The sequence below is a fragment of the Burkholderia sp. SRS-W-2-2016 genome, assembly GCF_001931485.1.
Taxonomy (GTDB): Bacteria; Pseudomonadota; Gammaproteobacteria; order Burkholderiales; family Burkholderiaceae; genus Paraburkholderia.
The window spans coordinates 1-25000 of the sequence record NZ_MSDV01000045.1; the positions used below are offsets into that span (position 1 = coordinate 1).

Genomic DNA, 25000 nt, shown 5'->3' on the forward strand with positions numbered 1-25000 from the left:
CGCTGCAGGTCCTGCGAATAAGCCTTCTCGCGGGTTTTGATTTCGTTGGCGATTTCCGCCGGCATATCGACCGGCAGATTCACGTCCATGCGTACGTGGAATAGCATCTTTAAATCCTCTTGAATCGGAATCCGTTTAGCGGGTGACTTTCATCAGCCCATCGCGAGTGAAGCGCTTGATCTTCGCCTCGTCAAGTTCGATACCCAGACCCGGGCCGTTCGGCACGGTCAGTTCGAAGTCGCTGTAGTCCAGCGGCTGGGTCAGAATTTCTTCGGTGATCAGCAGCGGGCCGAACAGTTCGGTGCCCCACTGCAGGTTCGCGAAACTCGCGAACAGATGTGCGGACGCGACCGTGCTGAATGCGCCTTCGAGCATCGTGCCGCCGTACAGCTCGATGCCGGCGGCATCCGCGATCGCGGCCACGCGTTGCGCGGCGAACAGGCCGCCGCTTTGTTCGATCTTGATCGCGAACACGTCGGCGCCGCCGTTCTTCGCGATTTCAAACGCGCTGTCCGGGCCTTGCAGCACTTCGTCGGCCATCAGCGCGACCGGGAAACGGCGCATCAGGCGCGCGAGCGCGGCCGCCGATGCAACCGGCTGCTCGACTAGGTCGCAGCCCGCTTCGGCCAGTGCCGGAATCGCCCATGCGGCCTGGGTTTCACTCCACGCCATGTTGACGTCGACACGCACCGCCGCGCGGTCGCCGACCGCTTTCTTGATTTCGGCGACGTGTTTGATATCGGTTTTGAGTTCCTTCGCGCCGATCTTCAGCTTGAAGACGTTGTGGCGGCGCACTTCGAGCATGTGCTCGGCTTCGGCGATGTCCTTCGCGGTATCGCCCGAGGCGAGCGTCCACGCGACCGGCAGACGTTCACGGCGACGCCCGCCCAGCAGTTCGCTGACCGGCACGCCAAGACGCTTGCCGTGCGCGTCGAGCAGCGCGGTTTCGAGCGCGCTCTTCGAGAAATGATTGACCTTGACCAGCTTGCCCAGGTGCGCCATCAGCGCCTGGATGCGCGTCGCGTCCTTGCCGATCATCGCCGGCGCGAGGTACGCGTCGATCGCGAGCTTCATCGCTTCCGGGCTTTCCGGGCCGTAGGCCATCCCGGCGATCGTCGTGCCTTCGCCGATACCGACCACGCCATCGCTGCAGTAGATCTTCACCAGCATCAGCGTCTGCCCGTACATCGTGGCGACCGACAGTTTGTGAGGGCGGATCGTCGGCAGATCGACGAGGCTGGTTTCGATGCGTTCGATGGTCGGGTGGGTCATGGGGGGCGGCTGCGAGAGAGGAAGTTCGTTGGACGTTTTTATACCTCTGGCGCGATTTTGGCGTCCAATACTTTTGCCGTCCGCTTCCATACCTCCAAAGCATGATGTAGCCGAAAACCGCGTGTTTTCGACCTATTCCGCACTGCACCATGCAACTGATGCATTGAAAAACCGGCGCTTTTTCTTGCCCCCTCATGATCTACGTCAAGCTTCCATGCATGTGGAGCATGTTGTGCGATATGCCCATGATCTGGAGCAAAGCAGCGACGGTCGAGTTAGGTTAGATGCGTCCGCTTACGAGCCGAGGGGCGCCGCCCCGCCGCGAGAAACCTGAGCCCTCGCCACGGCCACCCAACCGTTTCGACGAGCGTAACAACGACGCCCCGCCCACCGATAGCCGGCCAAACGATCTATGTCGTCCGGCCCAGGCGACTTGGGCCCGCGCGTGGCGTAAAATACGCGCTTTCCCGAAAATCTCGCCAACATGACGCTCGCCTCCACCCAAGAGATCATCGCCGAACTGAAAGCCGGCCGGATGGTGATCCTCGTCGACGAAGAAGACCGCGAAAACGAGGGCGACCTCGTGATCGCCGCCGAGTTTGTCACTCCGGAAGCGATCAATTTCATGGCCCGCTACGGCCGTGGCCTGATCTGTCTGACGCTCACCCAGGAACGCTGCAAGCAGCTGAACCTGCCGTTGATGACGTACCGCAACGGCACCCAGTACGGCACCGCGTTCACGGTCAGCATCGAAGCGGCCGAAGGCGTGAGCACCGGCATTTCGGCCGCCGACCGCGCCCGCACGGTCGCCGCCGCGGTCGCGCCGGACGCGCGCGCCGAGCACATCGTGCAGCCGGGCCACGTGTTCCCGATCATGGCCCAGCCGGGCGGCGTGCTGGTGCGCGCCGGCCATACCGAAGCCGGCTGCGACTTCACCGCGCTGGCCGGTCTCACACCGGCCTCGGTGATCTGCGAAGTGATCAACGACGACGGCACGATGGCGCGCCTGCCCGACCTGATCAAGTTCGGCGAAGAACACGGCCTGAAGATCGGCACGATCGCCGATCTGATCCATTACCGCAGCCTCACCGAATCGATCGTCGAGCGCGTTTGCGAACGCACGATGCAAACCGCGCACGGCGCGTTCCGCGCGATCATGTATCTGGACCAGCCGAGCGGCCAGCCGCATCTCGCGCTGGTGCGCGGCACCCCGAGCCCGGACGTCGACACGCCGGTGCGCGTGCACGAGCCGCTGTCGGTGCTGGATCTGCTCGAAGTCGGCGAATCCACCCATTCGTGGACGCTCGACGCGGCCATCAAGGAAATCGCCGAGCGCGATCTCGGCGTGGTCGTGATGCTGAACTGCGGCGACTCGAAAGACCATCTGATCGACGTCTTCAAGGCGTTCGACTCGAAGGAAAAGGCCGATGCGCTCAAGCGCCGGCCGGTCGACTTCAAGACCTACGGGATCGGCGCGCAGATTCTGCGCGAACTCGGCGTCGGCAAGATGCAGGTGCTGTCGAATCCCCGCAAGCTCGGCAGCATGTCGGGTTATGGTCTCGAAGTCACGGGCTTCGTGCCGATGCCCGGTGGTAGCACGCAAGCCCCGCAAGGCTGATCCGGCCACTCCCGCGCATCGCGCCCACTCAAACACTACGGAATTCACATGGAAATCGGACAATACCAACCGAATCTCGATGGCGACGGACTGCGTATCGGCATCGTCCAGGCGCGCTTTAACGAACCGGTCTGCAACGGCCTCGCGGACTCCTGCATCGAAGAACTCGAACGCCTCGGCGTGACCGGCGAAGACGTGCTGCTGGTCACCGTGCCGGGCGCGCTGGAAATCCCGCTGGCGCTGCAAAAGCTCGCGGAAAGCGCGCAATTCGACGCGCTGATCGCGCTCGGCGCGGTGATCCGCGGCGAGACCTACCACTTCGAACTCGTCTCGAACGAAAGCGGCGCGGGCATCACCCGCATCGGTCTGGACTTCGGCATCCCGGTCGCGAACGCGGTGCTGACCACCGAGAACGACGAACAGGCGGTCGCGCGCATGACCGAGAAGGGTCGCGACGCGGCACGCGTGGCGGTCGAAATGGCCAACCTCGCGGTTGCGCTGGAACAACTCGGCGGCGATGACGACGAGGAAGAAGACGAAGACGAGGAACAGGCATGAAGAGCGCACGCCGACGCTCCCGCGAACTGGCCACGCAGGGGCTTTACCAGTGGCTGCTGTCGGGCTCGCCCGCCGGTGAAATCGACGCGCAACTGCGCGGCGCGCAAGGTTACGACAAGGCCGATCACGAGCACCTGGACGTGATCCTGCATGGCGTGATGCGCGATTCCGAGGCGCTGTCGGCCGCGATCGCACCGTGTCTCGACCGGCCGATCGAGCAGTTGTCGCCGGTCGAACGCGCGGTGCTGCTGGTCGCCGCGTTCGAGCTGAAGAATCACGTCGACATTCCGTATCGCGTGGTCATCAACGAGGCGGTCGAACTGACCAAGACGTTCGGCGGCTCGGACGGCTACAAGTACGTGAACGGCGTGCTGGACAAGCTCTCGGCGCAACTGCGCGCGACCGAGACGCAAGCGGCCCGCAAGGGCTGACCCGGGCGCGGGTGCGGCCACCCACCAGGATGGCCGCACGCGCCGCCTCGCATTACCCGAATCAAGCGGATGGCAAAGCTGGCCGTCCGCCCGGATGGCACCTCGCGCGCGACAGCGGCTATGTCGGCGCCTCATGCAACTCAGCGTCCCACTCCCCTTCCCGCGCGCGCCATCCCGCTTCTGCTTTCGTTTCCGCCTGTGCTTCTGAACTGGATCTAACTGTATGAACTCCGTGACCGAACCGCTCGCGCGGCTTGCCGCCCGCGTCGACGCGATCCAGCCCTTCTACGTGATGGAACTGGCCAAGGAGGCAGCGCTGCTCGAGCGCGCCGGGCGCGACATCATCCACATGGGAATCGGTGAACCCGATTTCACCGCGCCCGAGCCGGTCATCGAGGCGGCGGCGAACGCGCTGCGCCGCGGCGTCACGCAGTACACCAACGCGCTCGGCCTGCATGCGCTGCGCGATGCGATCTCCGCGCATTACGCCGACTTTTACGGCGTCGAGGTCGATCCGGCCCGGATCGTCGTGACCGCCGGCGCGTCGGCCGCGCTGCTGCTCGCGTGCGCGGCGCTGGTCGATCGCGACGACGAAGTGCTGATGCCCGACCCGTGCTATCCGTGCAACCGCCATTTCGTGATCGCCGCCGAAGGCAAGCCGGTGATGGTGCCGAGCGGCCCCGCCGAACGGTTCCAGCTGACCGCCGCCGACGTCGAGCGCCTGTGGGGCGAACGCACTCGCGGCGTGCTGCTCGCGTCGCCGTCGAACCCGACCGGCACGTCGATCGAGCCGGCCGAGCTCGAACGCATCGTCAAGGCCGTGCGCTCGCGCGGCGGCTTCACGATCGTCGATGAAATCTACCAGGGTCTCAGTTACGACGCGAAGCCGGTGTCGGCGCTGTCGTTCGGCGACGACGTGATCACCGTCAACAGCTTCTCGAAGTACTTCAACATGACCGGCTGGCGACTCGGCTGGCTGGTGGTGCCGCCGGCGATGGTCGGCGCGTTCGAAAAGCTCGCGCAGAACCTGTTCATCTGCGCGTCGGCACTCGCGCAACACGCGGCGCTCGCCTGCTTCGAGCCCGACACGATCGCTATCTATGAAGCGCGCCGCCTCGAATTCAAACGACGCCGCGATTTCATCGCGCCGGCGCTCGAAGCGCTCGGCTTCGCGGTGCCGGTAATGCCGGACGGCGCGTTCTACGTGTACGCGGATTGCCGCGGCGTCGCGCATCCGGCGGCCGGCAATAGTGCGGAGCTAACCAAGGCGATGCTGCACGACGCCGGCGTCGTGCTGGTGCCGGGTATGGACTTCGGCACGCATGCGCCGAAGGACTATATCCGGCTGTCGTATGCGACCGCGTATCCGAAGCTCGAAGAGGCGGTCGAGCGGCTGGCGAAGCTGTTTGGGCGGCATTGAGCGGCGCCGCGCGGAGCTGAATCGACCGCTGGAAACAAAAATGGACACCCTCGGGTGTCCATTTTTTTACGAGCTCAACCGCCCGGAACCGCTGCCGTCAGTCAGGCGCCCAGTTCCGAAGCCGACGCGACATGCCGCGTCGCACTCGCGCTCGTATCGTCATCCGGCTCGGCCGACGGCGTATGCGTCGACGTACCCGTGTGGCCGGTCTGCAACGTCACCTGCACGCGCTTGCCGTTAGCACCGTTGCTGCTGGCGGCAGCCGGAGCCGGATTAGCCGACGCGGTCAGAACCGGCGCCTGCGGCGCGTTGATCGGCACCTTGCGGCCGCGCGCGACGTCACGCAGACGACCACGCTCGGCCATCACCTTGGCGCCATAGCCGCCGTCGTCCGGCGAGGTCGAGCCGACGTACAGACGCAGGCCGCCCGGCAGCGAACCGCCGCGCGCGATGCAATCCTTCAGCACGAGCGCGCCGACCTTGATGTTGGCGAGCGGTTCGAGCGCCGCGCTCTGGCCGCCGAAGTACTGGAATTTGTCCGAATGCACCTTCGACATCACCTGCATCAGGCCCTGCGCGCCGACGCCGCTTTCGGCGTACGGGTTGAAGCCCGATTCGATCGCCATCACCGACAGCAGCAGCAGCGGGTCGAGACCGACTTCGCGGCCGGTATCGAACGCGGCTTTGACGAGTTCGCCGACCGGGTCCTGAGCAACGCGATAGCGCCGTGCGAGGTACGACGCCACCAGTTCCTGCTCGCGGCTCGACACCAGCACGCGGTCGTCGCGGGCATCGGCGGAGACGCGCTGCGCCGGAATCAGGCTGGCCAGCGCGGTGACGCTCTGCATCGTGCGCGGATCGAGGCCGTTCAGCGTCGCCACACCCATGCCGGCCGAGCCGGAATTGTTGAAGGCGCTGTCGAAGCTGGTGCTGCCGACCGTGAAGGTCGTGCTGCCGTCGTTAGCGGCGTCGGCGTTACCCGACATGCTGGGCGTGTTGGCCGCCAGCGAGTCGTCGGACGACGGACCGTTGTAGTGGGCCGGACCGATCGCGGGCATCGGATTGCCTTGCAGCAGGCGGGCCGGGCCGGCCTGCACGGCGGCGGACACCACCGGCATCAGCCGCGCGGCGAGCACGCCGCGCCATGTCGGCATCAGCCAGAGAGCGAGTGCCAGTACCACGGCGATTCCGCCGACAATACTGAACAGGTGATGACTGAGTCGCGTCCCGCGACGCAGCACACCACGCATCAACTGCGCAATACGCTCATCGGGACGCCACGATAACCAGGCGTTCATTCAGATCTCCCATCTTGCATGATCCGCGCACGCCGCCGGATAAACACAGGCGGAACGACATGTTCGCGGAGTCAAGACATCGTCTGCTCGCTGGTTGGGCAGCAGCGATGTCGGGAAAACGGCAAATACCGTCCGGGGAGCCATCTCAAAAACAGCCCAGACACACTCGAAGCGTGCCGGGCTTGGCTCCCACGCGAAAAACCAGCGTCAGCGGACGCTGGTGAGGACTTTCAGTGTGGCCGTTCGTGCCCTGAGGGCAAACGGAAACGGTGACGCGTTGCGTCGAAGGAGCGGGGCAGCGGTAAAAAGGTTAACGCCCTGTGACTAATGTGGACGGATTCTATGCACGGTTTTATAGATCGTCAACACTATAGAATGCAATATCTATAACTATTTGTAATTATGAACAGCGTTCAGTCGGTCGAAAACCGCGCGCCATGCGCGTTTTCAGCGGTCTGACCCTGACCGTTTCGGAGCGGTCATTTAGTCGAACTACGTGCGCTGGCCAACGCAGGTAAAATCGACAACCGTTTTTGCGCCAGCCGGGCTCCTTGCGCCGTTCCGGCCGTCGCATTTTGCGGCGGTTTTTGCACCGCTACCCGTCCGTCATCCGCCCCTATGCGCCGCGCATGCGGCCCCGACCGTTACAGATGAAATACAAAGACCTGCGCGACTTCATCGGCCGCCTCGAATCGATCGGTGAACTGCGCCGTATCTCGCAACCGGTATCGCCGCAACTCGAAATGACCGAGCTGTGCGATCGCGTGCTGCGCGCCGGCGGCCCGGCTGTGCTGTTCGAGAACACCGAGCGGCATGCGTTCCCGGTGCTCGGCAACCTGTTCGGCACGCCGCGGCGGGTCGCGCTCGGCATGGGCATCGACGCCGAGGCCGGCGCGGGCGACCACGACGCGCTCGAATCGCTGCGCGACGTCGGCCGGTTGCTGTCCGCGTTGAAGGAGCCGGAACCGCCGAAGGGGCTCAAGGATGCGGGCAAGCTGTTCTCGCTCGCGAAGGCGGTGTGGGACATGGCGCCGAAGACGGTCAGCGCGCCGCCCTGCCAGGAAATCGTCTGGGAAGGCGACGACGTCGACCTCGCCAAGCTGCCGATCCAGACCTGTTGGCCCGGCGACGCCGGCCCGCTGATCACCTGGGGCCTGACCGTTACGAAAGGCCCGAACAAGAGCCGACAGAATCTCGGCATTTATCGACAGCAGCTGATCGGCCGTAACAAGCTGATCATGCGTTGGCTCGCGCATCGCGGCGGCGCGCTCGATTTTCGCGAGTTCGCGCTGCGCAACCCGGGCCAGCCGTATCCGGTCGCCGTGGTGCTCGGCGCCGATCCGGCCACCACGCTCGGCGCGGTCACGCCGGTGCCCGACACGCTGTCCGAATACCAGTTCGCCGGGCTGCTGCGCGGCGGCCGCACGGAGCTCGCGAAGTGCCTGACGCCGGGCGTCGACGGTCTGCAGGTGCCGGCGCGCGCCGAGATCGTGCTGGAGGGCTTTATCTATCCGCAGGACGGCGCGCCTGCCCCCGCGCCGGCCGGTGCGCCGCCGCGGCCGTCGAAGGGCGCGTCGGCGGGCTACGAGCACGCGCTCGAAGGCCCGTACGGCGACCACACCGGCTACTACAACGAACAGGAGTGGTTCCCGGTCTTCACGGTCGAGCGCATCACGATGCGGCGCGACGCGATCTACCACTCGACCTACACCGGCAAACCGCCCGACGAACCCGCGGTGCTCGGCGTCGCGCTCAACGAAGTGTTCGTGCCGCTCTTGCAGAAGCAGTTCACCGAAATCACCGACTTCTATCTGCCGCCCGAAGGCTGCAGCTACCGGATGGCGATCGTGCAGATGAAGAAGAGCTACGCCGGCCACGCGAAACGCGTGATGTTCGGCGTGTGGAGCTTCCTGCGGCAGTTCATGTACACGAAGTTCATCGTGGTCGTCGACGAGGACGTCAACATCCGCGACTGGAAGGAAGTGATCTGGGCGATCACGACGCGGGTCGACCCGACGCGCGACACGGTGCTGGTCGACCGCACGCCGATCGACTATCTCGACTTCGCGTCGCCGGTAGCCGGGCTCGGCTCGAAGATGGGGCTCGACGCGACCAACAAGTGGCCGGGCGAAACCGACCGCGAATGGGGCCGCCCGATCGTGATGGACGACGCGGTGAAGCAGCGCATCGATAGCCTGTGGGATCAGTTGGGCCTCGGCAAACCCTGAGCCCCCTGTCACCGCACAACCCGCATAACCCATAACAACAAAGTTGGAGCAGGACCCGGATGCCCGCCTTTTCAATGATGTCGGACGGATTTTTTCTGTCCCTGTCGCTGTGTCTCGACATCGGTCTCGTCAACGTCGCGATCATTTCGATGACGCTGTCGCACGGCTTCCGGCCGGGCTTCTGGCTCGGCCTCGGTTCGTGCGTCGGCGACCTGATCTACGCGGCGCTCGCGCTCGCCGGCATGGCCGCGCTGCTGCAATTCGAGTCGGTGCGCTGGGTCGTATGGATCGGCGGCGCGGCGATCCTGCTGTTTCTCACGTGGAAGATGGCGCGCGAGGCGATGTTCCCCGCCACGTCGCCCGCGGCCGCCGGCGACGGCACCACCGCCGTGCCGCAACCGTCCGCGTGGCGCGGCTTTCTGCGCGGCGTGCTGCTCGCGGTGTCGTCGCCGACGGCGATTCTGTGGTTCGCGGCGGTCGGCGGCGCGCTGATCGCGAAAGCCGGCGCGACGAGCCCGAGAACCGCGCTGATCTTTCTCGGCGGCTTTTTCCTCGGTGGACTGTGCTGGACGCTGTTCATCTGCGGACTCGGCAGCCACGGCCGCAAGCGCGCCGGCACCGGGCTGCTGCGCGCGTGTCACGTGCTGTCGGCGTTGCTGTTCGCGTATTTCTCGTACAGCGTGATCGTCAATGGGTATCACGATCTGATCGTGCAGAGCACCGCGCATGTCAGCAGCTGACGCGCGCTGACCACCCAAACGCCGCCCAAACGCAAACGGCTCGCAGATGCGAGCCGTTTTTCATTGCGCGTCAGATGCGCCGGCGCCTAGCGGCGGTAATAGCCGTGGCCGTATCCATGGCCGTAGTAGCCGCGATAGTAGCCATGCCGATAGTACGGACGACCATAGCCGTAATAAGCCGGCGCGACGACGACCGGAGCCGGCCCATAGACCACCGGCGGGGGCGGCGCGTAATAGACCGGCGGCGGCGGCGCCGCATACACCGGATAGGCCGGCGCGACCGGCACCCCGAGGCCAATACCGACGGAAACGTGTGCCTGAGCGGCCCCGCCAAGTCCCAGGCCGAGTCCGGCTGCTACGACAAAAGGAACGATCTTTTTCACTTCTATTCTCCTAGCGCGGCCTGCCAAGGTCGCCGACTGCGCATGCCTCGCATGCTGTTGATCCAATTTAACGAAAAAGCCCCCGCCGAACTGTTCGCATTTGTTGCAAATTGCAATCAGCAACAGCCGACGAGCCACCGCGAACCGCGCACGAGCGTGCAGCCGCGCTCGCGGGGAGCCGGAAACGGACCGGGAATCAAGGGGTTGGGCGAGACTGACGCGGCGCGCTGGAAGGCCCGGCGCGCGCGAGTGAATGGAGCTTCGCGATTCGGTAATGTTTGATTACAAATTCGCTTCAAAACTGACAGCGGCAATCAATTCCCTACGAAAAATGCCCGGCCAAAACGTCATGCCGGGCATTTTCTCACCTGTAACGAGCGCGGGCCTACCCGACCTTCACATATGTAAATTCGCGCGACACATTCGGCGGCACGTACGCGACGCTGATCCGCACGCGCGGCGTCAGGCGCTTTTTCTGATCCCACCAGCGACGGCGCTGGGCGTGCGTCAGGAACCGCAAATGTTTTCGGTAAGAAAAAATACTCATCGCTACCCTCCCGAATCTCTGACTGCTTCACGTAGACAGGAACCGCAAAAGTACGCAACCGCAACTTCTTCCAAACCATTGCTTCATTCCACTCACGATTCTGAGCAGTTTTCAGGCCCGCGGGCATCGCGCGGCCCGATGACCGGCCGTGGGCGCCATATCGCCGGCGAACTGATCGGACGACAGGTGGCCACACGAGCGCAGAAACATCACGGAAAATCGCCGGGGCCGGACCGCGCGCGTGCGCGCCGCCGGATGCGCGATACTTCGTTTTTCCCGTTCAACCGATCCGTCCCGGAGCCGCCGACCATGTCCCAGTCTTCCCTGCCGCGCGTCGGCTTCATCGGCGCGGGGCGCCTCGCGCGCTGTCTCGCGCTGGGCTTCGCGCGGGCCGGCTATCCGGTTACCGCGATCGCCAGCCGCTCGACCGGGTCCGCGCGCCGGCTCGCCGACCAGCTCGAACACTGCGCGGCGTCGGATGATCCGCAACAGGTCGTCGCTGCCGCCGATATCGTTTTTTTAGCCGTTCCCGACGACAGCATCGGTACGACAGCGCACACACTCCGATTCGGCCCCGAAGACGCGAGCGGCAAGGCGCTCGTGCATTGCAGCGGCGCGTCGCCGGTCGAACTGCTGGCGCCGGCCCGCGCGCAGGGCGCGGCGATCGGCGGCTTTCATCCGCTCTATCTGTTTGGCGGCGAGCCCGCCGATCTCGAGCGGATCGCCGGCTGCTCGGTGACGATCGAAGCCGACGGCGCGCTGAAGGACCAGTTGACCGCGCTCGCGCTCGCGCTGCGCTGCCATCCGCTATCGATCCCGCCCGGCAGCCGGATGCTCTATCACGGCGCCGCGCACTACGCGGCGAGCTTCGCGCTGTGCAGCCTCGCCGAATGCGTCGCGCTGTGGCGCACGCTCGGTTTCGCCGAAGACGACGCGCTGCGCGCGCTGCTGCCGATGCTCGCCGGCACGATCGAAACCGCCCGCGACAAAGGGTTGTCGAACGCACTCGCCGGCCCGGTGTCACGGGGCGACACCGGCGTCGTGCAAAAGCAGCTGGCGCTGCTCGAAGGACTCGGCGGCGATCACGCCGCGCTCTACGGATTGCTGACGCGCCGCGCGGTCGAACTCGCGCGGCGTCGCGCGACCCCGCCCGCGACCCTCGATGCAATCTCGGCGTCGGTGGAAGAATCGCTGGGCCGCTCGCTCGATCAGGCGGCCGCAGGTGCAAGCGTCAAGTAAGCCGTGATAATGTGACGACCGGCGCGACCGCCAGACCGCCCGCGGCTGGCCGCGCCGCGCTTCGGGACCAACAGACGAGAACGCACAATGATCAAGGTCAGCATCCTTTATCCGTACCGGGAAAACGGCCGCTTCGACATGGACTACTACTGCGCGACCCACATGCCGCTCGCGGCGAAGTTGTTCGGGCCGGCGCTGAAAGGCTGGTCGGTCGACGCGGGTCTCAATGCGGGGCCGCCCGGCACGCCGCCGCCGTACGTGGCCGCCGGTCACTTCCTGTTCGACAGCGCGGACGACTTCTATAAAGTGTTCAAGCCCGCGTCCGAACAGTTGCTGGCGGACATTCCGAATTACACCGACGGCGGCAACGGCAAGATCCTGATCAGCGAGGTCCGGGTTTCCGTGTGATGCCGGACAGACAGCCGGCGGGCGGCGGAGCGCAATGACGTCGAGCCGCCGGCGGGCCGAGCCGGTCGAAATCTTTCCAACGCAATTTCCGCGCGACTCACCGCCAGCACCCCGCGCGGCCGCCTGAAACCGACACCAGTCGAGACGCCGTTGCGCGAGCAACACGTCTGCCAATCAACCGAGCACCGGCGCGCCCACGCGGGCAACCCCGGCCAACCGGGCCGCGCTCAGAAGCATAAGGACACGAGATGTTTGGCGATATCGCCCGTTTTCTACTCAATACCGTTTTCACGCTGTTCGGCGCGGCGCTGCTGCTGCGCGCGTGGCTGCAGGTCGTGCGTCTGCCGCCGTACAACCCGGTATCGAACGCCGTGATGCAGGCGACCAACTGGATCGTGCTGCCGCTGCGCCATATCCTGCCGAGCACGCGCAGGATCGACTGGGCGAGCGTGATCGCGACGCTGATCGCCGCGATCGTCTACGTGGTGCTGATGGTCGTGCTGACCGGCGCCGATCCGCTGGCGCTGGCGCCGACGCTGCTGATCGTCGCGGTGCTGACCGCGATCAAGTGGGCGCTGAACCTGATCATCTGGATGACGATCCTGATGGCGCTGCTGTCGTGGCTCAACCCGCGCTCGCCGGCGATGCCGATCCTCTATCAGCTGACCGCGCCGTTTCTGAATCCGCTGCGCCGCGTGCTGCCGCAGCTGGGCGGCATCGACCTTTCGCCGATTCTGCTGTTCGTGATCGTGCAGGTGCTGCAGATGGTGGTCACGCGCGCGGCGGTGCAGCTGACTTACTTTGTGATCTGAGTGTGTGTTGAAGCGAAGTGGCGCGTGGTGAAAGCCGCGCGCCGCTCGCCTCGGCGGCGCCACAGCCTCGCCTCAACGCGGATTTAGCGCAGCTCAGAACGTATCCCAGTCGTCGTCCGCCGTCGCCATCGCAGGCCTCGGCGCCGCCACCGAGGGCTTCTGCGCCACAGGCTGCGTTACCGCGGGCTTCGCGGCCCGCGCCGGCACCAGCGGCGCCGCCTTCGGCGCCAGCTCCGCCGCGAAACCCCGGCTCTCCCCGGTCCGGAACACCGCCACCGTCTGCTTCATCTTGCGCGCCTGCGCATCGAGCGATTGCGCAGCCGCCGCGGCCTGTTCGACGAGCGCCGCGTTCTGCTGGGTGGTCTCGTCCATCTGCGTGACTGCCTGGCCGACCTGATGGATGCTGCGGTTCTGCTCCTCGGAGGCCGTCGCGATTTCGCCGACGATATCCGACACCCGATGGATCGCGTCCTTGATGTCGGCCATCGTCGCGCTGACTTCGGCGGCCTGCTGCGTGCCGCCCTCGATGATCGCCGCCGAAGTCGTAATCATTTCCTTGATTTCCTTGGCCGCGCTGGCCGAGCGTTGCGCGAGATTGCGCACCTCGCTCGCGACCACCGCGAAGCCGCGCCCCTGCTCGCCGGCGCGCGCGGCTTCGACCGCCGCGTTCAACGCGAGGATGTTGGTCTGAAACGCGATGCCCTCGATCACGCCGGTGATCTCGGAAATCTTCGTCGAGCTGCCGCTGATCTCGCCGATCGTGCGCACCATCCCCTCGACCGCGGTGTTGCCGGTGTTCGCAACCTGCGCGGCCTGGGTGGCGAGCGCGCTGGCATTGCGCGCGTTGTCGCTATTGCGGCTGACGGTCTGCGTCAGCTCCGACATGCTCGCTGCGGTCTGTTCGAGCGATGCGGCCTGCCCTTCGGTGCGCGCGGACAGATCGATGTTGCCGCTCGCGATCTGCTGCGACGCGACGCTCACCGACTCGGCGCTTTCGCGAATCGAACCGATCGTGGTCGCGAGACGCTGCTGCATGTCGGCGATCGCGCCGAGGATGCTGCGCTGACCGGTGCGGCCGCTCTCCAGACGCTGACTCAGATCGCCGCCGGCGATCAGTTCGACCACCTGCGCGACGTCGGCCGGCTCGCCGCCGATCTGCCGCACGACCGCGCGCGTCACCAGCAGGCCCAGGCCGAGTGCGATCGCGACGCCGGCAAGCGCGCAGCTCGCTATCCACCACGTGACTGAGCGCACCGCGTCGACACCGTGTTCGACGCGCCGCCGCGCGAGCTCGTCGCGCACGTCCGACAGCTTGATCAGCAGCGTACGCAGTTTCACGTGCAGCGGATCGGTATTGGATTTCAGCTCGGCGAGCGCGCCGGGCTGATCGCCCTGGTCGGCGAGCGCCATCACTTTCGCGACCGAACTCATATAGGCCGGCCACGCGGCGTCGAAGTCGTCGAGCAACTGCTTCTGCGCGTCGGTGCTCGCGTGCTTGCGCTCGTAGTCGAACGCCGACAGGATCGCCGCCTCGCCGCCGTGATTGAGGCGCACGGTATCGGCGCGGCCGGCCACGTCCGGGTTCAGGATGTACGAATAGAGGCGCCGGAAGTGCGAGGCCGCCTGCCACGCGGCGGTGCCGTCGTTGCGCACCGGCACGAATTCACGCTCATACATTTCGGTCTGCATCGTCGCGACTTCGCGCACCTTGAGCACGCCGACGATGCCGACGATAGCCGTCACGAACGCACACAGCATCAATGCGCCGACCAGCTTGTGACTGAGCTTCAGATTGGAAAACCACTGCATTTTGGGAAATTCTCTCAACGGGATAGGAGGCGCCGCGGCGTTGGCTTTTCTTTTTTGAAGCTTATGGATCCAGGCGCAGACCGGGATAACGGCAGGAAGAAGGGGTTCTGAAGGCTAGAGCGTATAGCCCACAAGCACACATACAGGTTTTTAAACAGATGCCGTAAACCTTCGATAAATAACCGCCACCGTTCAGGAGAATGAAGTGCAAGGAATCATCTACCGAATCGAACAGCCGATAAACACGCTCCAGATAACTACCCCTCTACAAGGATCTTATTTTCTTGGGGCGGTTCATAGTTCAACCATGACGAGCGCCCATGACGGTTTGAACGAGCCATTCGCAATTCGCTTTTTTTCCGGCTCTAATCGATCGACCGTATTCTGTTTTTGTCCAGTTGACACTCTGAGCGACGGAGCCAAAAAATATGCCTGGGTATGCGCACGCAAATTCGCGCAGCAAGATACACCGGTTGAGGAAATAGGCCGGTTTGTCTGGTCCACCAGCAACTCGGCATCCATGATTAATGACATCTCGATGTTCTTTCGAGAGTCAGCCACCTTAACCCGAGAAGCCTATTCAGAGGTCGCGGGGGTAGAAGCGGCCGTCGATGCAAAAGGCATGGCGATTCTCGCGACATGGTCCAGCAGCGACCGGGTAGAACGAGCCTTAGTGGCATACATGCTCGGGCGCGCTTATCACCGTATGCTGGAAGATGCTATCCACGAACTTGCCGAATGCTGCCGCGACGATTTGAAAGTGAAGCGCATTGAAGCAATGCATTCGGAAATCTCTCGCTTCATTGCAAGCTATTACTTCGATGCGCCCGCACGAGTCACCACTACGGAGGTCGGGCCACTTTATGAAACGATCTACGAGCGGCTGCTCCTCAAATCGCTTCGCCACGAGCTTGTCGATCAACTGGGGAGAATCGCCGAAATCATTCGGATAGAGAGAACGGCTGCGGAATCCGCTTTCGAGACAAAGTTGCAACGACGTCTCACTATATTTGGCTCGTTGATTGGAATACTAGGCTTATTGCAATTGACGCAAACCACTCCAGCCCAAATCAGTGCTTTTGTAACTGGCTGGAAAGCAGAAATCTCAAACACTCCGGCGGTAACTGCGACATCGCCCGAGTCACAGAATTCCATTGCACTACAGCAGGACGACCATCCGGAGCCACAGTCTCACAAGCTAAAGCGACTCCGCCATGACGCGCAGATCGGCACTCACTGACTGCTCCCGATTAGAGCGACACACATTTCATACAAAAGCGTAGGGGCGGATCGCGCTGCCGGTCGCCGCAACCGCCCATTGCCCCCGACGCCCAAAACCCTGTAAAATCTCGCCTTCTGCGGGCGTCGTATAATGGTAATACCCTAGCTTCCCAAGCTAGAGCCGTGGGTTCGATTCCCATCGCCCGCTCCACTTTCCGCACTTGAGCGGTCAGCGGAACCCAGCAAGAGCCGCCTCCCTGAAGGCGGCTTTTTTGTAGCGGGCTTTTTTGTAGCGGTAAGGCCCGGCAGCGCGCGACGAGTAGCGCGCGACGCGCCCCGCCAACCCCGCATTCCGCGCGCGGCCCGCCACGCCAGCCGCGCAGCCCTCATCCTTGCAGCAGCATCGACGAATGATCCACGATCCCAACGACTCCGGCCTGCCGGACGACCTCCCGACGCCCGCCAACGATAGCGCGGAGCAGCCCGTCAGCGACGCGCCGGACAATCTCGACGACGACAGCGCCGGCGCGACCCCGGTCGACCCGCTGCACCATCGCCGCATCCGCAGCTTCGTGACGCGCGCCGGTCGCGTGTCGACCGGCCAGCGCCGCGCGCTCGACGACCTGGGCCCGCGCTTCGTCGTCCCGTACGCGCCGCAGCAGCCGGACTGGGACAGCGTGTTCGGCCGCGCGGCGCCGCGCGTGCTGGAGATCGGTTTCGGGATGGGCGCGACCACCGCGGAAATCGCCACGCATCGTGCGGGCGATGACTTCCTCGGCGTCGAAGTTCACGAGCCGGGCGTCGGCGCGTTGCTCAAGCTGATGGGCGAGCAGTCGTTGACGAACATCCGCATCATCCAGCACGACGCGGTCGAAGTGCTCGAACAGATGATCGCGCCCGACAGCCTCGACGGCGTGCACATCTTCTTCCCGGACCCGTGGCACAAGGCGCGTCATCACAAGCGCCGGCTGATCCAGCCGAAGTTCGTCGCGCTGCTGGTGTCGCGTCTGAAGCCGGGCGCGTATCTGCATTGCGCAACCGACTGGCAGAACTACGCCGAGCAGATGCTCGAAGTGCTCGGCGCCGATCCGTTGCTGGAGAACACCGCCGACGGCTACGCGCCGCGCCCCGACTATCGTCCGGTGACGAAGTTCGAGCGCCGCGGGCTGCGGCTCGGTCACGGCGTGTGGGATCTGGTGTTCCGCAAGCGCGCGGCGACGGCGTAAAGCCACGCAGGCATCGGCCGCAGCGCAGCTGCCGGCCAGCAAAACAAAAAAGGTCCGCAATCGCGGACCTTTTTGCTTTCGCTCATGCAACCGTGAGCGAACCGGTGGGCGGCCAGTCACGGCCTCCCTAATCGTTCGAAAAACCTCAATCCGCCCAGCTCAACCCGCCGCTATAACCGATCAGCAGAATCAGCAGGCCGAAGCCGATCCGATACCACGCGAACACCGTGAAGTCATGCGACGCGACGTAGCGCAACAACCAGCGGATACAGATGAACGCACTGACGAACGCCGCCACGAAGCCGAGCGCGAAGCTGCCGAGCGCATCGGTGGAGAGCGCGTGCCAGTCCTTGTAGAGCTCGTACGCGGTCGCGCCGAAGATGATCGGAATCGCGAGGAAGAACGAGAATTCGGTCGCCGCGCGCCGCTCGATGCCGAACAGCATCCCGCCGATGATCGTCGAACCCGAGCGCGAGGTTCCCGGAATCAGCGCGAAGCACTGCGCGAGACCGACCTTCAACGCATCGAGCGGCGTCAGATCGTCGATGCTACGCACCCGCAACGCCGCGTCGCCGCGCGCGCGCTGGCGCGCCTCGGCCCACAGGATCACGACACCGCCGACCACCAGCGCCAGCGCGACCGGCACCGGCGAGAACAGCGCCGCCTTGATGGTCTTTTCGAACATCAGGCCGAGCACGATCGCCGGAATCGTCGCGATGATCACGTTCAGCGTGAAGCGGCGCGCCTCGGGCTTGCTCGGCAAACCGACGATCACATCGCCGATGCGGCGCCGGAACTCCCAGCACACGGCGAGAATCGCGCCGAGCTGGATCACGACGTCGAAGGTCTTCGCGTGCTCATCGGTGAAGTTGAGCAGACTGCCGACGACGATCAGATGGCCGGTGCTCGACACCGGCAAAAACTCGGTCAATCCCTCAACGACGCCCAGAATCAGCGCTTTGCAAGCCAGTATCCAGTCCATCCGTGCCCCTTATCGCGGTAGGTAGGTTGTCGCAACGATCAGGGCCGGCACGCTGATTCAGAAATGCGCGGCCCCGCGGCCGCCGCGCGCGTCATTTTTCGACGATCTGCACGCGTATGCCGTTTGTAAGGACGGTGATTGTACCGGGTTCGTAGTGCGCGCCGGCAAATTGCAGCTGCTCGGGCTTGAACGTGTAGATCGGGTAATTGGTCAGCAGCTGCGTGGCGAGCAGCGCCGCGGCCGCGTTGATCTGCTGCGTGTAGGCCTGCGCCTGCCCGTTCACGCTGACGTTGTCGACGTTCGGCGATTTGAGGATCACCGAATGGCTGCCCGGGTCGTACGCGAGTTCGCTCGACAGCGTGAACACGCCATCGACCGGCTGTTGCAGGAACGGGCTCGCAAAGCGCGCGTCGAGCTTCACCGACACCCGGTTCGCATCGGGCAACAGCCCCACCACCGGGTTGCTCAGCGCGACGTCGAACACCTGCGACACCGTGCGCTGATACGGGAACTTGCGCTGCACCGCGTCCTGCACCTGCTGCTGCGAGAACGTGTAGTGCGACGGGATGAACGGAAAGGTCGGGCTCGCGCAGGCCGCGAGCGACATCGTGATGCCAAGCGCGCTGCAGCCGCTCAGCGCTGCGCGCAGAAAGCGGCGCCGGGCGGGCGCTGCGGGTCGGGTCATGCGAAATCTCCTGGGGAGGGGTTCAAACAGGCGACGCCGGTTGCGTCTGCGCTTCGAGCTGCGTGAGCCACGCCAGCGCCTCGCCGCGATTCGCGCCGCACATTTCGAGCTGCGGCTGCAGGCCCGAGCAGCACGCCGGCCGCTCCGGCTGGCCGAAGATCGCGCAGCGCAGATCGTCGCCGAGCTGCACGCAGCGCACGCCCGCCGGCTTGCCGTTCGGCATGCCCGGCAGCGGGCTCGAGATCGACGGCGCGATACAGCACGCGCCGCAATCGGGACGGCACGCATGACCGTCCACCTGAAACGGCGACGCGCGCGGCGCGCTGCCCTGTTGCAACGCCGCGCGGTCAGACCCGTCACGGCGCATTGCGCTGTTCAACCCTTGATCCACGTCATCTTTCCTGAACTGAAACCTTGGCAAAGCATGCCAGACCCGCATTGTGCCACCGCCTTTCCGTGCGACCTTTTTACACAATTTGTGAGAGAAGCACTCACTTAAACTCGAACGCTTCCGCGCCTCGTGCGCAGCGGCTCGCAGCACTGAAACAGCGCCGCCCTCGCGCCCGAAGCGTCCGCAGTCACCCACCGTAACGCCCCGCTCATGTCCATCGCCGACAGCCTGTTCCGCCCCGACCTGCTCGCCCGCTACAGCGCGAACGGTCCGCGGTATACGTCCTATCCGACCGCCCCGCAGTTCCGCGATTCGTTCGATCCCGCCGACTACCGGCGCGCCGCCGCCGACCCCGGCGCGGCATCGACCGATCTGTCGCTGTACTTCCACATTCCGTTCTGCGACACCGTGTGCTTCTACTGCGGCTGCAACAAGGTCGCGACGAAAAACCGCGCGCATGCGCGGCCGTACCTCGAACAGCTGAAGCGCGAAATCGCTTTGCAGGCGGCGTGTTTCGACACGCTGCGTCCGGTGACGCAACTGCATTGGGGCGGCGGCACGCCCACCTTCCTGTCGCACGACGAAATGGCCGAGTTGATGGCCGTGACCCGCGAGCACTTCACGCTGCTGCCGGACACCGACGCCGAATATTCGATCGAAGTCGATCCGCGCGAAGCGTCGCCCGCAACGATCGCGCACCTGCGCGAGCTCGGCTTCAACCGCCTGAGCCTGGGCGTGCAGGATTTCGATCCGCGCGTGCAGCGGGCAATCAACCGGATCCAGCCGTTCGAGCTGACCGCCGCGGTGATGCAGGCCGCGCGCGCGGAGGATTTTCATTCGATCGGTGTCGATCTGATCTACGGGCTGCCGCATCAGAGCGTGGACAGCTTCAGCCGCACGCTCGACACGATGCTCGAACTCGCGCCGGACCGGCTGTCGGTATTCGCGTATGCGCACATGCCGCAGCTCTTCAAGATGCAGCGGCAGATGGATCCGGCCACACTGCCCTCGCCCACTCAGCGGCTCGCGCTGCTGCAACGGGTGGTCGAGCGTCTGACCGACGCGGGCTATGTGTACATCGGCATGGATCACTTCGCGCTGCCCACCGACGAACTCGCGCGCGCCCAGGCGCGGCGAACGTTGCACCGCAATTTCCAGGGTTACAGCACGCGCGCCGAGTGCGATCTGATCGGCTTCGGCGCGTCGTCGATCGGCAAGGTCGGCGACGTCTACGCGCAGAACGCGAAGGAGCTGAAGGACTACGGCGCGGCGATCGACGCAGGCCAACTCGCAATCGCGCGCGGCATCCGCCTGTCCGCCGACGACCGTCTGCGGCGCGACGTGATCACCCAGATCATGTGCAATCTCGAACTGCGGTTCGATGAATTCGAGGCGGCTTACGGGATTCATTTCGCCGAAGCGTTCGCGCCGGAACTGGAACGTCTGCGCCCGTTCGAAGACGACGGCCTGATCGAGCTCGGCAGCCGCAAGCTCGAAGTGCGGATGGCCGGCCGCATGTTGGTGCGCAATATCGCGATGGTATTCGACCGCTATCTCGGCGAGCAGACGCTCGAACGCTTCTCGCGCACGGTCTGAAACCGAGGTGGTCGCGCGGGCGGCCCAAAGCAATCGGCTTGCCCGCCGTGAGATTTTCCGCCATAATCTGCGGCTTCTGCTTTTCGAGCAGAATCTGCCCAGGTGGTGAAATTGGTAGACGCAGGGGACTCAAAATCCCCCGCCGCAAGGCGTGCCGGTTCGATTCCGGCCCTGGGCACCAAAGAATTTTCCGGCAAGCTCCGGCGGAGTACATAAACCCGCGATAGCAAAAGGCTTCGCGGGTTTTTTTGTTTCCCGAACGTTCCAAGCTGTTCCGTGGACAGCCGGTGGTATCGGGTGGTATTTTGGGTGCTATCGAGCCCGGTTACCACCGAATTTCGCCTCGCGGTACCACCACGGATACCACCATGTCGCTCACCGACACATCGCACGCTCTTTATTGTTAGGGCCCGCCATCTGGTGTCAGGCCCGAGTCACTGGAAGCTGCATCTATCAATGACTCGATACGCTCCGAAAGCGCGGGCGAAGCAAACCCGGTCATAGCCAGTCAGCTATCGATGTCGTTGCTGCTCGCCTCCGCTGATACTCCCAATTCGCGGCGGACGGAATTCATGTGAGCCATCCGAATAGCAACACTGACGCCGCTCGAAACAGTGTGCGCCTCCTCAAGAATCGTCTCGATCTTGCCAGCGCTGGGACGTTCAAACCCGTCCAAGGCAGCGTCGGTGAACGGGCAAAGAAGGCCTGACGTCTCAATGTGATTAACCACGAGCCACCTCCACGCGGGACAGGTCAGCCAGGCGAACGAGCACCGTGCTCAGTACGTCGAGCGCGGCACGGTCAAACGGCGCAAGTGCGGCAGCGCGCCGGGCGGCAGCGATCAAGGCATCGGTGGGTTGCGAGAGATGAGTGGACGCAAGGCCTGCGAGGGTTGCGACAGGTCCAGTTCGATCGTTCCTCCTGCTTCTCGCATCCGTACGTTGCAGGAGAGCCTCCATCACATCGCCACCTTGCCTTGCGCGAGGGAATACACGCCGATCCGGTGCTGCACGCCCGATTCCGTTTGCTCGATGCGGGTTGCGGTCGTGATTACCGCCCCGTGTTTATGGCGCAGTTCGTGGATGCGCGGGCGCGGGTCGTAACAGTCGAGAATCCGCATTGCCTCGTGCGTCGTGACATGGCCGGTTTCCTGCATTGCAGCCATCAGGCGGGCACGTTGCGTCGCGGAGTCATTGCCGGGGATGCGGCGCAGGATCGCGGCCAGCTGTTTCTGGCAACGAGTCATCGCACACCTCCCGCTGCATCGATCAGCGACAGTTGCATGGCCGGGCGGCCGATGCGCTCGCGATTGCTGGCGATGCGCTCAAAGTCCGCCGACGTCGCATTGCCCGCTAGCAGGCGCGCGCCGAACTGCGCGGCGTCATTTACCTGCTTGCAATCCATGTCGCGTGCGTGTGCTACACCTACAAAATTGTCTAGCGCTTCATAAACCGGGCCGAACGGCAGACGGTGACGCGCGACAATGGCTGCAGCGACGGTCAGTAGCGGTTCGCGGTCGGGCGTCGTGCTAAGCACGTGAGAATCGCTCTTCATCATGTGCAGACCGCCACGCAGGATGTGGTCTATCTGTTCATCGCACCAAACTGCGAAATCCATATCGAGCCACTGCGCAAAGCGAACCGCTAGTTTCGGGTGCATCCACGTCCCACCGCCGCGCCCTCGCTTCGTTTTTAAATAAGGGATTTTCCCGTATTTGCGCTCGACGGCTGCAAGGTAGTCCTGCGTATCCGGAAGGCGAAGCCATTCGTGCGGTTTCTTGCCAGATCTCGCCCCTACCGTCGTGGCGTTGAACCACCCATCAACGGAGAAATCGACCGACTCGCCTTCATAGTCGAGGCGCAACGTAGCAGCATAGGGCGAGGTCGTCAGGGGTGCACTCTTTGCGAGAGTGTGACCCTTCTTATTTTGGAAGGTCGTCGCCATTGCTCAGGCCTCCGCGCGATAGTTCGCCGGATCGGCCAGGAACTCGTCAATGTCCGCCGCCCGCCAGCCTACGGAACGAAGGCCAAGCTGGATGGGCGCAGGAAAGGTACCCGCGCGAGTGCGGGCGTAGATGGTAAATTTGCTCAAGCCAGTCTCGGCTTGAACCTGTTTGCGCCGCAGGATTGCGAGCGCAGCACGGAATTGCTCTGCCATGTTTCCTCACTAGAGGTTAGTGAGTGCCCCCGGCCCTTCCGGGAACACATGGCGGCATTAAATCCGTGAATTGTTCGGACATTTGCCAGTTGGCAAAATCCTTTGCCAACTGGCAAACCCGTTATCTGGTGAGCAGATCAATCCCAGCCTTGATGCTCGCGCGAAGCGCAGATTTGCCGACTCCATGGGTTCTCGCGTCCGGCAACGCCTCCAGTATCTCGGAGACCGCCTCCGCAATCTGGTTTCCGTTCGGGCGCTCGCCGTTCTTGTATCTACTCGACCGTGCGGCCAAGGCCAGCGCCAAGGCAGCAATCTGCTTCTGAAGCGAGTCGCGCTCCCTGTTACTTAATGCACTAGTCGCCTCATCGGGCGAGGCATTGACGCCCTGAATAAATGAAGTCAGATTGACCGTTCGGACAACGAGATTGCAGTCTGCAGGCAGACCGCCAGCCGGATAATAGTCTTCTTGCGCAGGACGCTCCTGTCTCTTGGCCAGATACTTCTTCCGCTCTTCGGCATGCTCCCTCAATAACGCCTCGCCTTCTACGGCGGGCAGTTTTTTTTCAGCGATAAATTGTTTCAATTCCGTCAGTGCCGCAGTCGATCCAGGCTGGAACTCATTGTCATCCATGCTCTCTTGAAGCTGGCAAACCAGATCGCCACGCTGAACGAATGCGCCTTCAAGATTGGTAGAAGTGACAGCGTGGCCACCGATAAGCATTTGAAATCCATGCTCGACATCGAGCCGATCATTGCCCAGCAAGGGCAAGTCCCAAACACCATCAATCTTGGTGACCTCCGCGCTCAGATTGATGTACTCCTCGCGGTCCTCATGCAGTTGCAGACTCCTCATGTAGAGAACGGGCGCAGCACCTTCATGGCCGGGGACACTCTCCAAGCCGGGGATACTCTCCAGGCTAGGTAGCTCGCGCCACTCGATACCCTCAGGGCCAACAATTCGAGCGCAGCGGGCGCGAGCACCATTGACGAAGTTGATTGATAGCGTTAAACGCCTTTCAAGCGCAAATTGCAGTATGTCTGCCTCTGCCACTTCCTCGCCAAATATTGCAGACAAGTGCTTCGCCGCATCGGAAAGAGTCACCCATTTTTTCAGGTTGAACAGCTTGCTCATTCATCCTCCTCGCGCTTGCCTTGCAACATCGCGATCCCTGCCTTGATGCTGGCGCGTAAAGACGCGGAGCTAACTCCGCGCTTATTAGCCTCAGGCATAGCATCCAGCATGAGTGCAACAGCTTCGGCAATCTGGTTCGCGTTCGGCCGGTTTCCGTTTTTGTACTTAGCCGACTTCTCCGCCAATACCAAGGCCAGCGCGGCTACCTGCTTGTGCAGTGATTCGCGCTCTCGCTTTGATAGGTTAGGAGGCACATCAATGCACCCAACGCGCTGACCGCCGAAATTCTCTGACCGTTCCGGCTCCGTGGCTTCCTGGTCGCCGCCGAACCAAAATAAGGGCAAAGGCAAGCCTTTCTTTTCCATCCATTTTTGGAAGTCGTGCTTGCGGATGCACAAATGATTACAGGTTGAACTCAGTTCGAATACGTCAACTGTTTTTGGTCCGCCGTATTGGATAACCTCGCTAATCGATGTGAAATGACTATCCTTCATAAGGATCGGCCCATCCCCACTGTGCAGGTAGTGGCGACTATATTGTTTGTTCTCCAACAGGAAGTGATCGATGTCATCCTCTGTATCGAGAACCGAAGATTCAACAAGCGGGTCGACGACCGCTAGCTTGCCATTGGCGATGGCATAGAGAATTTCAAACGTGTAATCGCGGGTCGATTCTTTTTTCCACGACAAAGCTAGGTCACTAATGCTCAAGGCCTGAACACGATAATCCACAATGCGCCCTCACGCATGCCCCCTCACGAAGGAGGCCGCGCCTGCCAGGTGAGGGAACCCGGCTTGCGGTCCATCGACCGGGCGCGACCGGAAAGCATTTTACTGTGGTTTTATAC

The 25000-nt window shown here is 63.5% G+C and carries 26 protein-coding genes and 2 tRNA genes; 14 read left to right on the forward strand and 14 right to left on the reverse strand.

Features of this window, described 5'->3' with window-relative positions; genetic code table 11:
- Positions 1-107: muconolactone Delta-isomerase family protein (locus BTH42_RS19270; protein ID WP_218641997.1), on the reverse strand; the 107-nt coding region annotated here is incomplete at its 3' end.
- A gap of 28 nt (positions 108-135) precedes the next feature.
- Positions 136-1272: a muconate/chloromuconate family cycloisomerase gene (locus BTH42_RS19275; protein WP_075302336.1), complete on the reverse strand. Its 1137-nt coding sequence runs from the start codon at positions 1270-1272 to the stop codon at positions 136-138.
- Positions 1273-1756: 484 nt separating this feature from the next.
- On the opposite strand from BTH42_RS19275, the gene ribBA reads away from it, so the two are divergent.
- The 4 genes from ribBA (at position 1757) to BTH42_RS19295 (ending at position 5299) form a co-directional block, all read left to right on the forward strand.
- Entirely contained in the window at positions 1757-2890 is a 1134-nt protein-coding gene (gene ribBA, locus BTH42_RS19280) for a bifunctional 3,4-dihydroxy-2-butanone-4-phosphate synthase/GTP cyclohydrolase II (protein WP_075302338.1), read from the forward strand.
- 48 nt (positions 2891-2938) lie between these two features.
- Entirely contained in the window at positions 2939-3448 is a 510-nt protein-coding gene (ribH, locus tag BTH42_RS19285; protein WP_075302340.1) for a 6,7-dimethyl-8-ribityllumazine synthase, read from the forward strand.
- Positions 3445-3879, forward strand: a complete 435-nt coding sequence (gene nusB / locus BTH42_RS19290; protein ID WP_075302342.1) for a transcription antitermination factor NusB — start codon at positions 3445-3447, stop codon at positions 3877-3879. Before ribH ends, nusB begins: the two co-directional genes overlap by 4 nt.
- Positions 3880-4102: 223 nt before the next feature.
- Positions 4103-5299 carry a pyridoxal phosphate-dependent aminotransferase gene (locus tag BTH42_RS19295; protein ID WP_075302344.1) on the forward strand — a complete coding sequence of 399 codons (1197 nt, stop codon included), beginning with the start codon at positions 4103-4105 and terminating at the stop codon, positions 5297-5299.
- Between the two features lie 101 nt (positions 5300-5400).
- Here BTH42_RS19295 and BTH42_RS19300 read toward each other — a convergent pair whose 3' ends face one another.
- Positions 5401-6597 (reverse strand): lytic transglycosylase domain-containing protein, encoded by a 1197-nt coding sequence (locus tag BTH42_RS19300; protein WP_075302346.1) that lies wholly within the window; start codon positions 6595-6597, stop codon positions 5401-5403.
- Positions 6598-7247: 650 nt separating this feature from the next.
- On the opposite strand from BTH42_RS19300, the gene BTH42_RS19305 reads away from it, so the two are divergent.
- Together BTH42_RS19305 and BTH42_RS19310 are read left to right on the forward strand one after the other, a co-directional pair.
- Positions 7248-8825, forward strand: a complete 1578-nt coding sequence (locus BTH42_RS19305) for a UbiD family decarboxylase (protein WP_075302348.1) — start codon at positions 7248-7250, stop codon at positions 8823-8825.
- A 59-nt stretch (positions 8826-8884) separates the two neighbouring features.
- Positions 8885-9565: a LysE family translocator gene (locus tag BTH42_RS19310; protein WP_075302350.1), complete on the forward strand. Its 681-nt coding sequence runs from the start codon at positions 8885-8887 to the stop codon at positions 9563-9565.
- Between the two features lie 86 nt (positions 9566-9651).
- On the opposite strand, the gene BTH42_RS19315 is transcribed toward BTH42_RS19310, so the two are convergent.
- Entirely contained in the window at positions 9652-9948 is a 297-nt protein-coding gene (locus BTH42_RS19315; RefSeq protein WP_075302352.1) for a hypothetical protein, read from the reverse strand.
- Positions 9949-10804: 856 nt separating this feature from the next.
- Here BTH42_RS19315 and BTH42_RS19320 point away from each other — a divergent pair.
- From BTH42_RS19320 to BTH42_RS19330, 3 genes are all read left to right on the forward strand, one after another.
- Entirely contained in the window at positions 10805-11734 is a 930-nt protein-coding gene (locus tag BTH42_RS19320; protein ID WP_075302481.1) for a Rossmann-like and DUF2520 domain-containing protein, read from the forward strand.
- Between the two features lie 87 nt (positions 11735-11821).
- Positions 11822-12142 carry an EthD family reductase gene (locus BTH42_RS19325; RefSeq protein ID WP_075302354.1) on the forward strand — a complete coding sequence of 107 codons (321 nt, stop codon included), beginning with the start codon at positions 11822-11824 and terminating at the stop codon, positions 12140-12142.
- A 248-nt stretch (positions 12143-12390) separates the two neighbouring features.
- The gene (locus tag BTH42_RS19330) at positions 12391-12954 is read left to right on the forward strand and encodes a YggT family protein (RefSeq protein ID WP_075302356.1); all 564 of its coding nucleotides are present in this window, start codon (positions 12391-12393) and stop codon (positions 12952-12954) included.
- Between the two features lie 93 nt (positions 12955-13047).
- On the opposite strand, the gene BTH42_RS19335 is transcribed toward BTH42_RS19330, so the two are convergent.
- Positions 13048-14763 carry a methyl-accepting chemotaxis protein gene (locus tag BTH42_RS19335; protein WP_075302358.1) on the reverse strand — a complete coding sequence of 572 codons (1716 nt, stop codon included), beginning with the start codon at positions 14761-14763 and terminating at the stop codon, positions 13048-13050.
- 205 nt (positions 14764-14968) lie between these two features.
- On the opposite strand from BTH42_RS19335, the gene BTH42_RS19340 reads away from it, so the two are divergent.
- From BTH42_RS19340 to trmB, 3 genes are all read left to right on the forward strand, one after another.
- Positions 14969-16003: a hypothetical protein gene (locus BTH42_RS19340; RefSeq protein ID WP_143752129.1), complete on the forward strand. Its 1035-nt coding sequence runs from the start codon at positions 14969-14971 to the stop codon at positions 16001-16003.
- A 118-nt stretch (positions 16004-16121) separates the two neighbouring features.
- A tRNA-Gly gene (locus tag BTH42_RS19345) sits at positions 16122-16195 on the forward strand.
- A 199-nt stretch (positions 16196-16394) separates the two neighbouring features.
- Positions 16395-17210: a tRNA (guanosine(46)-N7)-methyltransferase TrmB gene (gene trmB / locus BTH42_RS19350; protein WP_075302362.1), complete on the forward strand. Its 816-nt coding sequence runs from the start codon at positions 16395-16397 to the stop codon at positions 17208-17210.
- A gap of 145 nt (positions 17211-17355) precedes the next feature.
- Here the strand turns inward: trmB and BTH42_RS19355 are convergent, their stop codons facing one another.
- The 3 genes from BTH42_RS19355 to BTH42_RS34365 all read right to left on the reverse strand — a co-directional run bounded on the left by BTH42_RS19355 (position 17356) and on the right by BTH42_RS34365 (position 19175).
- Entirely contained in the window at positions 17356-18192 is an 837-nt protein-coding gene (locus BTH42_RS19355; RefSeq protein ID WP_075302364.1) for an undecaprenyl-diphosphate phosphatase, read from the reverse strand.
- A 91-nt stretch (positions 18193-18283) separates the two neighbouring features.
- Positions 18284-18877: a DUF1439 domain-containing protein gene (locus BTH42_RS19360; protein ID WP_075302366.1), complete on the reverse strand. Its 594-nt coding sequence runs from the start codon at positions 18875-18877 to the stop codon at positions 18284-18286.
- Positions 18878-18899: 22 nt separating this feature from the next.
- Entirely contained in the window at positions 18900-19175 is a 276-nt protein-coding gene (locus BTH42_RS34365; RefSeq protein ID WP_083654852.1) for a YkgJ family cysteine cluster protein, read from the reverse strand.
- Between the two features lie 303 nt (positions 19176-19478).
- On the opposite strand from BTH42_RS34365, the gene hemN reads away from it, so the two are divergent.
- Together hemN and BTH42_RS19375 are read left to right on the forward strand one after the other, a co-directional pair.
- Positions 19479-20864 (forward strand): oxygen-independent coproporphyrinogen III oxidase, encoded by a 1386-nt coding sequence (gene hemN / locus BTH42_RS19370; RefSeq protein WP_075302370.1) that lies wholly within the window; start codon positions 19479-19481, stop codon positions 20862-20864.
- Positions 20865-20960: 96 nt separating this feature from the next.
- Positions 20961-21045, forward strand: a tRNA-Leu gene (locus BTH42_RS19375).
- Positions 21046-21372: 327 nt separating this feature from the next.
- Here BTH42_RS19375 and BTH42_RS19380 read toward each other — a convergent pair.
- From BTH42_RS19380 to BTH42_RS19410, 6 genes are all read right to left on the reverse strand, one after another.
- Entirely contained in the window at positions 21373-21594 is a 222-nt protein-coding gene (locus tag BTH42_RS19380) for a hypothetical protein (RefSeq protein ID WP_075302372.1), read from the reverse strand.
- Positions 21595-21822: 228 nt separating this feature from the next.
- The gene (locus BTH42_RS19390) at positions 21823-22110 is read right to left on the reverse strand and encodes a helix-turn-helix domain-containing protein (RefSeq protein ID WP_075302376.1); all 288 of its coding nucleotides are present in this window, start codon (positions 22108-22110) and stop codon (positions 21823-21825) included.
- Complete coding sequence (locus BTH42_RS19395; protein WP_083654850.1) at positions 22107-22808, reverse strand: KilA-N domain-containing protein; 702 nt, start codon at positions 22806-22808, stop codon at positions 22107-22109. The genes BTH42_RS19390 and BTH42_RS19395 overlap by 4 nt, the downstream gene beginning before the upstream one ends.
- Before the next feature lie 3 nt (positions 22809-22811).
- The gene (locus BTH42_RS19400; protein ID WP_075302378.1) at positions 22812-23021 is read right to left on the reverse strand and encodes an AlpA family transcriptional regulator; all 210 of its coding nucleotides are present in this window, start codon (positions 23019-23021) and stop codon (positions 22812-22814) included.
- A gap of 121 nt (positions 23022-23142) precedes the next feature.
- Entirely contained in the window at positions 23143-24153 is a 1011-nt protein-coding gene (locus tag BTH42_RS19405) for a hypothetical protein (protein ID WP_075302381.1), read from the reverse strand.
- A complete protein-coding gene (locus tag BTH42_RS19410; protein WP_075302383.1) occupies positions 24150-24884 on the reverse strand; it encodes a hypothetical protein in 735 nt (244 codons plus the stop codon). The genes BTH42_RS19405 and BTH42_RS19410 overlap by 4 nt, the downstream gene beginning before the upstream one ends.
- Positions 24885-25000: the final 116 nt, after the last annotated feature.